12 protein-coding genes are annotated in these 12,041 nt (G+C 42.8%); 7 read left to right on the forward strand and 5 right to left on the reverse strand.

The window, feature by feature from the left end:
* The first annotated feature begins 25 nt into the window (after positions 1–25).
* Positions 26–643, forward strand: a complete 618-nt coding sequence (locus R7E00_RS12115) for an HAD family hydrolase (protein WP_017635351.1) — start codon at positions 26–28, stop codon at positions 641–643.
* Positions 644–732: 89 nt separating this feature from the next.
* Here R7E00_RS12115 and R7E00_RS12120 read toward each other — a convergent pair whose 3' ends face one another.
* Positions 733–1,281: a GNAT family N-acetyltransferase gene (locus R7E00_RS12120; RefSeq protein ID WP_005376525.1), complete on the reverse strand. Its 549-nt coding sequence runs from the start codon at positions 1,279–1,281 to the stop codon at positions 733–735.
* Between the two features lie 271 nt (positions 1,282–1,552).
* On the opposite strand from R7E00_RS12120, the gene R7E00_RS12125 reads away from it, so the two are divergent.
* Both R7E00_RS12125 and dcuC read left to right on the forward strand, forming a co-directional pair.
* Positions 1,553–2,677: an acyl-CoA desaturase gene (locus R7E00_RS12125; RefSeq protein WP_017821552.1), complete on the forward strand. Its 1,125-nt coding sequence runs from the start codon at positions 1,553–1,555 to the stop codon at positions 2,675–2,677.
* A 359-nt stretch (positions 2,678–3,036) separates the two neighbouring features.
* Positions 3,037–4,404, forward strand: coding sequence for an anaerobic C4-dicarboxylate transporter DcuC (gene dcuC / locus R7E00_RS12130; RefSeq protein ID WP_005376528.1), 1,368 nt, complete (start codon positions 3,037–3,039; stop codon positions 4,402–4,404).
* Positions 4,405–4,506: 102 nt separating this feature from the next.
* On the opposite strand, the gene R7E00_RS12135 is transcribed toward dcuC, so the two are convergent.
* Complete coding sequence (locus tag R7E00_RS12135) at positions 4,507–4,863, reverse strand: NADH:ubiquinone oxidoreductase (RefSeq protein WP_262606049.1); 357 nt, start codon at positions 4,861–4,863, stop codon at positions 4,507–4,509.
* A gap of 576 nt (positions 4,864–5,439) precedes the next feature.
* On the opposite strand from R7E00_RS12135, the gene R7E00_RS12140 reads away from it, so the two are divergent.
* The 4 genes from R7E00_RS12140 to R7E00_RS12155 all read left to right on the forward strand — a co-directional run bounded on the left by R7E00_RS12140 (position 5,440) and on the right by R7E00_RS12155 (position 9,517).
* Positions 5,440–6,672: an OFA family MFS transporter gene (locus tag R7E00_RS12140; RefSeq protein WP_005388232.1), complete on the forward strand. Its 1,233-nt coding sequence runs from the start codon at positions 5,440–5,442 to the stop codon at positions 6,670–6,672.
* Positions 6,673–6,739: 67 nt separating this feature from the next.
* Positions 6,740–8,353, forward strand: coding sequence for a VRR-NUC domain-containing protein (locus R7E00_RS12145; RefSeq protein WP_262606050.1), 1,614 nt, complete (start codon positions 6,740–6,742; stop codon positions 8,351–8,353).
* 165 nt (positions 8,354–8,518) lie between these two features.
* On the forward strand, positions 8,519–9,166 hold the full coding sequence (locus R7E00_RS12150) for an AcfA family outer membrane beta-barrel protein (protein ID WP_262606051.1): 648 nt from the start codon (positions 8,519–8,521) through the stop codon (positions 9,164–9,166).
* 15 nt (positions 9,167–9,181) lie between these two features.
* The gene (locus R7E00_RS12155; protein WP_017635355.1) at positions 9,182–9,517 is read left to right on the forward strand and encodes a YgiW/YdeI family stress tolerance OB fold protein; all 336 of its coding nucleotides are present in this window, start codon (positions 9,182–9,184) and stop codon (positions 9,515–9,517) included.
* An 80-nt stretch (positions 9,518–9,597) separates the two neighbouring features.
* Here the strand turns inward: R7E00_RS12155 and yegS are convergent, their stop codons facing one another.
* From yegS to R7E00_RS12170, 3 genes are all read right to left on the reverse strand, one after another.
* On the reverse strand, positions 9,598–10,500 hold the full coding sequence (gene yegS / locus R7E00_RS12160) for a lipid kinase YegS (protein ID WP_054729303.1): 903 nt from the start codon (positions 10,498–10,500) through the stop codon (positions 9,598–9,600).
* 8 nt (positions 10,501–10,508) lie between these two features.
* Complete coding sequence (locus R7E00_RS12165; RefSeq protein WP_262606052.1) at positions 10,509–11,414, reverse strand: LysR family transcriptional regulator; 906 nt, start codon at positions 11,412–11,414, stop codon at positions 10,509–10,511.
* A gap of 172 nt (positions 11,415–11,586) precedes the next feature.
* Positions 11,587–12,012, reverse strand: coding sequence for a bifunctional diaminohydroxyphosphoribosylaminopyrimidine deaminase/5-amino-6-(5-phosphoribosylamino)uracil reductase RibD (locus R7E00_RS12170; RefSeq protein WP_262606053.1), 426 nt, complete (start codon positions 12,010–12,012; stop codon positions 11,587–11,589).
* Positions 12,013–12,041 lie beyond the last annotated feature (29 nt).

A 12,041-nucleotide genomic window follows, 5' to 3' on the forward strand; every position in this document is an offset into this window, starting at 1 on the left:
AAGAACAATTGGCTTGGGGTGTGTTATGAATTCTGTCCAGATAAAAAATGTCATTTTTGATGTAGGTAATGTGTTGGTACGCTGGTCTCCAGTAGAAATCGTTCGCTTAACATTTGGTGGTTCCGTAGAGTCAGAGAAAATGGCTCAGATGCTATTTTCATCACAAATCTGGAAAGATTTAAATAAAGGGACGATCTCCGAAAGGGAAGCAAAACAGCGTTATCAACGTGAACACCAAGTAACGACGGAAGAAATGGACCGCTTCTTTTATTATGTAAAACACACTCAAATATTACTTTACGGCAGTATAGAGCTGTTAAAACGAGTAAAAAGAGCCGGATATGGCGTATATGCGCTCACAGACAACATCAACGAAATTGTGGAACATCTTCGTACTACCTATGAGTTTTGGCCACTGTTTGATGGAGCAATCATCTCTTCTGAAGTTCAATTACTAAAACCACAAGCGGAGATCTACCAAACTCTACTTTCAAAGTATCAGCTTAACCCCGAAGAGACAGTATTTCTTGATGACATGCCTTACAATGTTGAAGGTGCCCGAGCAGTTGGCATGGCTGCTATTCAGTTTGAAAATGCTCAGCAATGTGAGCTCGAACTAAAAGCCATGGGGGTTAACTTCTAGAAAGCTTTCATTAAAACATAACGTTAGGGTGCATAAACAAAAAAGAGCAGTGTTGAGACTGCTCTTATCTAATGTTTTAGAACGCTAGGTTAGGAGTAAATCACGTTTTCCTCAATCCCACTAACTAATGACTGGGCGTTCTTCCAACGGAATACTTTTTCTAACACCTCTTTGCCATCAGGTGCGCGCCAAGTTCGCTCTTGATCCTCTTGACCACCAATGTGGCGATAGAATTCAATCGCAGAAATGTTTTGCGACACAACTTCTAAATAAAGACCTGTGTCTTTAAAGTACTGCTGTTGCCATTCTGCGACAGCAAGTAATAGCTGCTTACCAATCCCACGACCACGGTAACTGTCATCAACATGCAATGCGTCAATAAAGGTTCCACGCTCGAAATCATGGTTGCCGAACACACAAACAAAGCCAAGTAGCAAACCTCCCTCCTCCGCCAAGACAATGTGCTGATTGAATGGTGGGTTGGTCAAACGGGTTTGCCAAATCAGTAGTTTGTCGTCAATCGCTTCTTTCTCAAGATAGTTATCACTAAGAATGCCACGGTAATGACGCTTCCAGCTATCCGCATGAAGATGCGCAATGCGCTCGTAGTCCTTATATTCCGCTAATCGTAAATCCATTACGTATTCCTATTTTCTTACATTTTTGCTTCTTTATAGAGTCTCGGTATATTCCACCTTTATAACACTTGTTTCTTGGCAGATTTTATACACCTTAAGCCAGAGCTCATTTTTTAATACTACTCATTATTCAATTAAAAGCAAAATATCCCATCAAGTTCCTTAATCTACACCCAAAGGAATCATCACATTTGTCTAACTTTAATTTGACTTACATGTGTACGCTGATATTCTGGCGAACAGTTGTTAGCTCAAAGTTAGGGATACACCTGTGACTCAAAACAAACCACCTGTTATCTGGTTGAATACATTAATATTTTCTGCCAGTTTTGTTCTAACTTTTATTGTAATGCCTTGGTATGCATATCATTTTGGACTGGGTTGGGAACATCTAATTTGGGGAGTGATTGCATTTAGTTTTACTAACCTTTCTATTACAGCAGGCTATCATCGTCTCTGGAGCCACAAAACATACGAAGCTCATCCTATTTTGCGCGCCATTTTTGCGATTGGAGGAGCATTTTCTTTGCAAAATAGTGCATTACATTGGTCTTCTGATCATCGTGTGCATCACAAACATGTCGACAATAACGATAAAGATCCGTACTCAGCCAAGCGGGGTTTTTGGTATTCTCACATTGGGTGGATGTTACGTGATTACAATAAATCAAAGGAAAACGAATATACAAACTGCCGTGATCTAAAGCGCGACAAAATCGTCATGTGGCAGCATAAGTATTATGTTCCACTTGCCCTACTGACTAATATTGGTTTCCCAGTCATGCTCGGACTGATCTACGGTGATATCTGGGGGATGTTATTGGTCGTTGGTGCGGCTCGACTCTTTATGAGTCACCATACGACTTTTTTCATTAACTCCCTCGCACATATTTGGGGTAAGCAAACTTTCACAGACAAAAACACTGCTCGCGATAATGGTGTACTCGCCTTTTTCACATTTGGAGAGGGTTACCATAATTTCCATCATATTTTCGAGAATGACTATCGCAATGGCGTGTATTGGTGGCATTACGACCCAACGAAGTGGTTGATAAAGTCATGTTCTTGGCTAGGACTCACATCTAAGTTGCGCACAACGCCTACATTTAGAATTGAAAAAGCCCGTGCGAGTCAACTTTTGAAGAAAGCAAGAGAAAAGCTAGAATCGAAACCGAACACGCAAACAATCCTCGATCAGCTACAGCACGAGTTTGATACTTTAGTTCATCACATGCAGGAATACTACGAGATGCGCAAAGAAGTACTCGGTGCCAAAACTGCCAGTGTGGTAAAAAAATACGAATGTTCTGTAACGAAAATGAAGTACCAGCAAATTAAAGCAGAGTTCGAACGGCAGCAGCGTAGTTGGAACCTTATGGTTCGTCGATACGCATAGTTTATCCTCATTCTTACGATTACTTAGCTTCGCTTCGGCGAAGCTTTTTTGTTGTGAAGAGTGTTTTCCAATAATTGCTTACTGAGTAAAGTCTTTTTCCTATTGTGAATCAATTCACTCTTTATTCATTCACTTTCCTAGTCATATTTTCCTTCCTATAAATAGCTTCAAACCAGCACATAACACTTAGAAAACCAAATTCCAACAATACAATCTAACGAAATTATTTATTAAATTATTATTTGTCTCAGATCATGCAAGCCCCATATTTGTCTCGTGCCACAGCTAAGAATTCTGTAAATTCCTTGTCATAAACTGAAACAGTTTCTTTCTTTTTCACATAACATTCGGAGATCCCTATGTTAGAGCTCTTAATTGGCTTAGTGGTTACCATTGCGGTGGGTTACTTTATTGTCAAAGGCTATAAAGCTGCGGGCGTGTTACTGACCGCTGGTATTGCTTTACTTCTTATGACTGGCGTTTTGGGGCACGACGTGCTGCCGTCAAAAATCACCTCAACTGGTAACATGGTGACAGATGCGCTTGAATACGTGAAATACATGCTTCAATACCGCGGTGGCGGTCTTGGTATGCAAATCATGCTGCTTTGTGGTTTTGCGTCATACATGACTCATATCGGCGCGAACAACGTGGTAGTGAAACAGTTCTCTAAACCGCTTTCTGTCATCAAGTCTCCTTACGTCCTTTTGGTAGCGGCTTACATTGTGGCGTGTTTAATGTCTCTTGCGGTAAGTTCTGCAACAGGCCTTGGCGTACTATTAATGGCGACACTATTCCCAATGATGGTCGCGATGGGCATTTCTCGTCCAGCAGCCGTTGCAGTGTGTGCCTCTCCAGCGGCAATCATCCTTTCTCCTACTTCTGGTGATGTTGTTATCGCAGCAGAAAAGTCTGGTTTAGAGCTTGATGTGTTTGCGGTACAAACTGTGTTGCCTGTTTCTATTTGCGCAATCATCGTCATGGCAGCGGCAGCGTTCTTCTGGAACAAATACTTAGATAAGAAAGAAAATACGCCAATGGAAAAAATTGATGTATCAGAGATCAAAGCTGACGCACCAGCGTTTTATGCAGCTCTTCCATTTCTACCTATCATCGGCGTTTTCCTATTCAACGGTCGTACCATTCCAGGACTTAGTCTAGACATCTACACTATTGTGGTTGGTTCGATTTTCCTTGGAGCTCTGATCCATTATGTTGTAAATAAGTTCGATGGTAAGAAATCACTAGAAGATTTAGATTCTTGTTACGCGGGCATGGCTGACGCGTTTAAAGGCGTTGTGATGCTTTTGGTTGCCGCAGGGGTTTTTGCACAAGGTCTGATGTCTATCGGCGCTATCGATAACCTACTTCATCTCGCAGACAATGCTGGTGCAGGCGGCGTTGCTTTAATGCTTATTCTAACTGCATTGACAGTTGCAGCAGCAATTGCAACGGGTTCGGGCAACGCGCCTTTCTATGCGTTCGTGGAGTTAGCACCATCTTTAGCTGCTAAAATGGGATTAAACCCTGCGTTCCTAATTATCCCGATGCTTCAAGCATCAAACCTAGGCCGTACTATCTCACCAGTATCTGGCGTAATCGTTGCGACATCAGGTATGGCAAACATCAGCCCGTTTGAGGTTGTAAAACGCACATCCGTTCCAGTTCTAGCAGGCCTTATCACGGTGATTATTGGTACTATGGTGCTTGTTCCAATGAGTGCCTAACGGTATTGCCACGATCAAACTAAAAGCAATATCCGAACAAAATTACGTTTAATTAAAAACGCCAGCAAATGTGCTGGCGTTTTTTTATTCTAATGTGATGATTTACGCTGACTTAAATCGGTCAGGAATCTTAGTGATGCTCTCTCTGTAGCTAAACCATAAGTAGGTAACGGCAAGCGAAAAGAATAAATATGAAAGTGCGAATACGATTGGAGACGTGATTAATTCCGCGGACATTCCCCACATCACACCGACTACGGCTATCGTCAACTTAGAAAGCATACCGCAAATGAGTAGGAATAAAGCAAGCTGTGGAAAGCGCGAGCTGCGAAATGCGAAGAAATAACAGCTACCTACCGCTAAAGAAGCAATAGATAAGCCCAACATAAATGAATGGATGTGGTCTGCTGATGCGATACCAGCGGATACCGAAGCCATGAGTAATAGGAACAGTTTCATAAGTCACCTCACAACAAATCTAAAAAGCATCCCTTCATAAATGAAAACTCATTTTTCACTATATTCTGCGCCTAAAATCAGCAATTACAAGTTACTTTTTTGCTCACTTAATGAACACAAAAGCTAATCAGCTTCAATTATTACAAAAGGTTAACAATTAAAAATTAAGAAACCCTTTGCATCTGATACTTACGACAGCCAGATGATAAATTCGCCATTTTTGTTACAGATGGTTAACATGGAAACATTTTGAAATTTTTTATTTGAAATGTGAACTGTGCACTCAACAGCGTAAAACCTCTCTGTCTTGACTCATCATTCGTTATTAGTGAACAAAAAATGCCACTTTTTTACAACGTTCTTACTACATACAAAACCATGAATTCACATCCACTTTTAATGTTGCAAATTATTTTATCAGTAACCGTAAAAAGAGATTCCAATCACATATTTATTGGTTATAATCCGCGCTCATTGCGTTAAACGTTGAAAAACGCAAACTAATTTTGAGAAAAAACATCTTTAAACCAACCTTCTTTGCGGCATTGCCAATAAGAGGAAAAACTGAGAATAAAAATGAGCAAGATTGATAAAGCTATGCGCATCCTGTTAGCAGGGTTCTGTATCAACCTTTGTCTTGGCATCCTGTATGCTTGGAGTGTATTCAACAAGGCACTGGTAACTGAATCAGGCTGGAGTGCTGCAGAAGCTTCTGCACCTTACGCAACTGCAACCATCACTTTCTCTATCTGTCTTCTTATTGCAGGTATTCTTCAAGACCGCATGGGCCCTCGAATGATCCTTATCCTAGGTACTGTTCTTACAGGTCTGGGCATGATCGCTTCTGGCTTTGTGAACTCTCCACTAATGTTGAACATTACATTCGGTGTGATCACAGGTGCAGGTATCGGTTTTGGTTACGCATGCCTATCACCTTCTGCGATGAAGTGGTTCCACGCTTCGAAGAAAGGTATGGTTAACGGCATTATTGCGGCAGGTTTCGGTCTAGCGGCTATTTACCTTGCGCCAGTAACTTCTGCGCTAATAGACAGCATGGGCATTCAAACTAGCTTTATGGTTCTTGGTGTTGGTATCCTAGCGATTGCAGTTCCTCTTGCAGCAACCATCAACAACCCACCAGCAGACTACACACCTGCTGAGCCTAAAGTAAAAGAAGGCCAAGCACCTAAAGCGGTGAAAAAGTCAGATGACTTAACTTGGAAAGCAATGTTGAAAACGCCACAGTTCTACTCTCTATGGATCATGTACGCGTTTGCAGCTTCTGTTGGTCTAATGATCATTGGTAACATCACGACAATCGCAAGCGTTCAAGCAAACTTGCCAAACGCGGTTTACCTAGCGTCTATTCTTGCTGTATTCAACTCTGGCGGTCGTGTTGCCGCGGGTATGCTTGCAGATAAAATCGGCGGTGTTCGTACGCTTCTACTCGCGTTCGTTCTACAAGGCGTAAACATGGTGCTGTTCGCGACGTTCGACTCTGAGTTTACACTGATCATCGGTACAGCAATCGCAGCGGTAGGTTACGGCACACTTCTAGCGGTATTCCCTACTCTAACGGCTGAGTTCTACGGTCTGAAAAACTACGGCACTAACTACGGTGTGCTTTACACAGCATGGGGTATCGGTGGTGCAATCGGCGCAGCGGTTGTTGGTTTCTCGATGACAAATGGCGACGGCTACACCTTGGCTTACACAATTTCTTCAGCAATGATGGCAGTATGTATCGTACTAGCGTTCATCACTAAGCCATTGTCTGAAGCGAAAGTAGCACAGCTAAAAAACGCATAATTGCGAATTGATTTGATAGCAAAAAGGCTTAACCTATGGGTTAAGCCTTTTTTGTTATCGGTCGTTTATGGAAAGCCCTATCGAATTTGCACCAGACTACTATCTAGAGAACTTCTTCAAGCTGACTCATCACGCAGTAACTTGGTACAGCGATTTACTGACCAAGGAAGAACACGCATGGCTTTGCTCGTTTGATTCTTTGAGCAAACACGCCCAGTGCCTTTTGGTGCGTTTATACAGCCGAAAGGGGTGTTGGTTTCGAAGCGATAAGCTGAGTTATCAAGAAATACCTTCTATCAATGAAGCACTGGTAGAATTGAGTCAGCATGAGTTTGTAGCCCTTTCCCCACCCCTTTCTCATCAAGAGTTAGCGGCCAATTTACTGACCAAACCAGAAATCTCCACACTTTATCCCGAACTGCCGAAATCACTCAAGAAAGACGCCCTTGTCGAACGTTTGAGTAATGCGGAATTTGTTCGTATAGAGAAGCTTGAGTTTACGATCGTCAAACTCAATTCAGCTCATATGATCGACGTGTTGCTCACTCTGTTTTTTGCCAACACCCATCAAGACTTAAGTCAGTTTGTGCTTGATGACTTAGGTTTGCATCAGTTCGAGCAATATCAATTGAGTAAAGTGCGCCGTTTCTTTGATTCACGTGAGCAAATAGACCGTTTAATTGAACTGAGCCAGTTGGCCAACCTGTACTGGCAATTTGACCGAAAAGACAAAGCCAATCTCGACTTATTAATTGAGGCAATGCCTCAGCCCGTTAAACACCGTTACGTAGATCGTAAACGCGAGCACATGTTGAATGACATAGCACGTGATTACGAACGGCTTAATGATCTAGAGACCGCCCTATCTCTATTTGGGCAAACTCAACTCACACCGAGCCGAGAACGACGCGCACGTATCTATGACAAATTAAACCATGATGATTTATTTGGTGACATTGTCACAGATATGCTTCACTCACCGATCGATGTGTCTGAGCTCGAAGTTGCACAAAAACTTGAGCAACGGTTAAAACGAAAACAAGGCGAGAAAGTGCCAAGAGTGACGAAGCCAACCTGTACGGAATACCGCCTTGAACTGGATTTATCTCAACAGCGAGTCGAACTCGCCAGCAAAGCGTATTTTGAGTCCTTAGGCTGGACTGTATTTTACGCCGAAAATGCACTGCTTAATGCATTACTTGGTCTCACTTTTTGGGATGCGATTTTCGCTCCCATCGAAGGCGCATTCATCAATGCCTATCAACATCGTCCTCTGGATTTGTACCATTCTGATTTTGTTACCAAACGCCAAGCTTTGATAGATGCGACGTTTGATGAGTTGGAAACGGGCAATACTCATACGTTGTTAACTAGGTACGATGAGAAGTTTGGTATCAGCAATCCATTTGTGCATTGGAGCTTAATAAGTAAAGAGCTACTCGAAACGGCACTCGATACAATCCCAACTAGCATGTTGGTGGCGCTATTTAAAATACAATTGAGTGACCTAAAGCTTTACCGCAATGGGATGCCTGATCTGATTGCTTTTAAAGGAAACGAGTTCGAATGGATTGAAGTAAAAGGGCCAGGCGATAAACTCCAAGACAACCAATGGCGTTGGATTAAAGAGTTTACTCGCCTTAATGTCCCGTTTGCGGTGTGTTACGTCGCAGCAACTTAACTTACTCTATATAAAGAGCTTGGTGTTTGTTCACTCAAACCGCCCCTCGGTTATCGCCCCTTGCTCTTTTTTCTAAACATTTTTTCGTTTCTTCACGATCGCTTCACGCTTCTTCACACAAAATGCGCTTCTACTCACTAAGTTGATTTGAAGAGGCAAAATAAAATGAACAAAACACTTCTTGCGTTACTTGTTACCTGCTCAGTTTCGGTATCTGCGGCTCCTTATGTAGGTCTGGAATATGGACTAGGCACCACTGACCATGACTTGGAACCTCACTTTTCAGCTGAAAATGTAACACTTAATCCAGAACTTGAGGATGGTATTTTCTCAGGTTTTATCGGTTACTCGTTTAATGACAATTGGGCAATTGAGCTAGGTTACAGCCAGTTTGACCTTGATGACGGCCGTTCTAAGAACCTTGGTATCAAGACAATTGATGGCAAAGATTACCATCATGAAATGGATTGGGATTCCTCGATCACAGCCAAACAAGTCTCGCTAGCACCAGTGTTTAACTATGCATTAAGTGATAAATGGACAACAAAATTCAAAGCGGGTTTAACTTACACGCAATACGACGCCAAGGTTGCTCAACATCAAGAATATGAGCTTGTCGTGAATGACGATGTGGAAATAAGCAACACGCTTTTCCATAGCTCAGAGAAAAACAACGAGTTAGGCGCAATGTTCTCTGTGGGCGCGGAATACCAAGTGTTGCCAAAGCTCACCATTGGCGCAAACGCAAAATACCAACTAGACAGCTACGCAAACACTGCATCCTTTAATGTAGGCACAACTTATTACTTCTAATATCAGGAGAGGATAATGAAAAGAGTATTGTTAACATCCATGCTTGCCCTACTTTCAAGCTCGGCTTTCGCCGCGTTTAATGGTCCAGAAGTCAGTGCAATCAATACGGTGAAAGAGGCGCGCAACGCAACCGACGACAGCGCTGTAGTGCTAACCGGGCATATTGTTCAATCATTTGGTAACGAGACTTACTTGTTCAAAGACAACACTGGTGAAATCGAAGTAGAGATCGACAACGAAGATTGGATGGGTCAAGAAGTGACACCAAAAGATACCGTAATGATTCGAGGAGAGGTTGACTCAGATTGGACAACTACGCAGATAGACGTTGAGACCATTCAAAAACGTTAAGAAGTTGACGATACCTCAACACAAGCAACACAGCCACATTTTAGTGGCTGTGTTAAGCAATAATCATGGAAAACGCTCGTTTAGCTAGTCAAGCAAGGACAATCTTGCGGTACGACTAATCGTATACTCTTAGGCTGAACATCAAATCTAATGGTTCTCGAATGATAGGGTTCTCCATCTAAATTAAGAGGTAATGGATTCGGGAAGTCTATCTCCAACCAGCTTGCTCTTGTGTACTTCACAAACTCTCCTTTCTCACTCGGGTTATTGATCTCGTCGATTACTTTAGGCAGCTCATGAGGTAAAAATGGGCGCACCAATGTTAGATCCATCAGCCCATCATTAATCATCGCTTTTGGAGCTAACTCTTGCCCACCTCCAGCAAGGCGCCCATTACAAAACGCACCGAGCAACATTTCTCCCTGATACGCACCACCTTCAATCGTTATTGTTCCGTCATATGGTTTAAAGCCAAGTGCTTTTACAACACCAGTTAGCGTGTAAGCTCCACCGCCAAGAAAGTTTTTGAGTTCAACAGGCGTTTCTGCTGTAACTTCTGCGCCAAACCCTGCTGTTGCCACGTTAATAAAGCAGCGATCGTTCGCTTTGACGCAATCGACCAAAGCGGACTGCCCCTCAACAGCAAGAGATAAAGACGCCTTAATGGAATTAGGTACTTGAATAGCGGCAGCAAAGTCATTGGCGGTACCAAGGGGAATAATGGCTAACTCAGGGCGTTTTTCTTTGACAATTTGAATAATCGCAGAAGCCGCCTCATTGACGGTCCCATCGCCACCAGCGACAACAATACGTTCAATGCCTTCATCAACCGCTTCTTTAACTAGCCGCGGCATGTCTTGAGATTCCCACGTCACACGCACCTGTACGTCGATGCCTTTTTCTCTCATTTTCATGATTGCATCTCTTAACTCTGGATTCCCAGCTTTTTTTCCGTTAAGGATGGCACGTATTGTCTTTTTCATTGCACTTCCTATTGGTTGATGACTTTTCCTGCTTGCTTAATCTGTGAACGTAACCACTGATGGGCGCTGTCGTTTGTGCGACTAGGATGCCAGATTGTACAAAGCTCATACATTTGTTCATCAAATGGCATTGATAAAGATTTAACATGATAGGTGTTATTGAACAAGTTGATCATCGACTCAGGCATTAAACCAATGTATTCACTACCACAAATAATTGGGAGCATTTCTAGTACGCCTGAGGCTCGATACTTAATCTTTCTCTTATCCAAGTCGACAATGTCATCGGCGTTTAACAAGCTCTTACGACTCTGCCACTGCGAAACCACTACGTGTTCTTCTTCAAAAAATTGTTCAGCCGTAATCTCATCATTCAGGCGTGGATGCGCTTCGCTACATACCACCACCAAACGCTCCATAAGTACAGTTTCCAGTTTTAACACCGTTCTTGCTCTTGGTGTGATATCAATGATCAAATCGTAGCGTTGTAACCGCAGATCACTTTCAAAGTCTTCCGTAAAAAGCGGATGTACTTCTAATGCAACATTTGGCGCCGACACACGGATTTGTTTCATGACTTGAGGTAGCAACTCAAAGCTTGCAACGGACACACAGGCAATAGAAAACACTCTATTCGACACTTTAGGGTCAAACTCTCTAGAGGCTGATAATGTCGAAGTGAAATTTTGTACTGAAGCAAGAAGAGCAGGATAAATATCCATCGCGAACGAGGTTGGTTCGACACCTTTAACGCAACGATGAAACAATGGATCATCGTAGATATCACGTAGCCTTGATAGAGCTTTACTCACCGCAGGTTGGGTGATGTTTAAACGCGCCGCCGCCCGAGACAAGTTACGCTCTTCATAGATGGCAGTGAAAATAGGAATAAGATTAAGGTCAGTCGGTTTCATGCTATTAAATTTTCGAAAGTCATTTTCTCTATCTTATCTCTAACAACATGATTTTTCGCGTAACAACGTATAAAAAATGAGCGGGATGGCTTATTTTAATGAGTTTTAACTCAATTTTGACGCACTTCATTCACCACATAAACTGGCATCACTGTGCAACATAAAGCTTGGATTAGGCTTTGCCTAAGTAAGGGGTAAGAAACTCGCAGACTTCCTCTCCACATAAACCCGTTTCTACCTCTATACCTGCTTGTTTTAGAATCTCGATACCTCGACCACTGTTGCGTGGGTCGGGGTCCAATATGGCTACGACGACTTTGCTTATGCCGGATTTGACTAATGTCACCGCGCAAGCTGGCGTGCGACCAACAAACGAACACGGTTCCAGCGTAACGTATGCCGTCACCGATTCTAACGAGCCTTGATACGCATTCAGCGCTTCCACTTCCGCGTGATTGCCACCAATCGCTTGAGTATGACCTTCAGAAACGATTTGATTGTCTTTCACTAACACGCAGCCAACCGGCGGGTTGGGTTGACATTCAGGAAGCGCATTTTGGGACACTTCCAATGCGCGGCGCATAAACTCTTGGCTCATTTGAACTCTATTCTCTAATAAAAACGAGG

The organism is Vibrio sp. Vb1755, assembly GCF_033338635.1.
GTDB lineage: Bacteria > Pseudomonadota > Gammaproteobacteria > Enterobacterales > Vibrionaceae > Vibrio > Vibrio alginolyticus.

Coding starts and splice junctions, on each gene's coding strand:
- R7E00_RS12115 (WP_017635351.1), top strand. CDS start 26: ATGAATTCTGTCCAGATAAAAAATGTCATTTTTGATGTAGGTAATGTG.
- R7E00_RS12145 (WP_262606050.1), top strand. CDS start 6,740: ATGGAAAGCCCTATCGAATTTGCACCAGACTACTATCTAGAGAACTTC.
- R7E00_RS12155 (WP_017635355.1), top strand. CDS start 9,182: ATGAAAAGAGTATTGTTAACATCCATGCTTGCCCTACTTTCAAGCTCG.
- R7E00_RS12140 (WP_005388232.1), top strand. CDS start 5,440: ATGAGCAAGATTGATAAAGCTATGCGCATCCTGTTAGCAGGGTTCTGT.
- R7E00_RS12170 (WP_262606053.1), bottom strand. CDS start 12,012: ATGAGCCAAGAGTTTATGCGCCGCGCATTGGAAGTGTCCCAAAATGCG.
- yegS (WP_054729303.1), bottom strand. CDS start 10,500: ATGAAAAAGACAATACGTGCCATCCTTAACGGAAAAAAAGCTGGGAAT.
- R7E00_RS12165 (WP_262606052.1), bottom strand. CDS start 11,414: ATGAAACCGACTGACCTTAATCTTATTCCTATTTTCACTGCCATCTAT.
- R7E00_RS12150 (WP_262606051.1), top strand. CDS start 8,519: ATGAACAAAACACTTCTTGCGTTACTTGTTACCTGCTCAGTTTCGGTA.
- R7E00_RS12120 (WP_005376525.1), bottom strand. CDS start 1,281: ATGGATTTACGATTAGCGGAATATAAGGACTACGAGCGCATTGCGCAT.
- R7E00_RS12135 (WP_262606049.1), bottom strand. CDS start 4,863: ATGAAACTGTTCCTATTACTCATGGCTTCGGTATCCGCTGGTATCGCA.
- dcuC (WP_005376528.1), top strand. CDS start 3,037: ATGTTAGAGCTCTTAATTGGCTTAGTGGTTACCATTGCGGTGGGTTAC.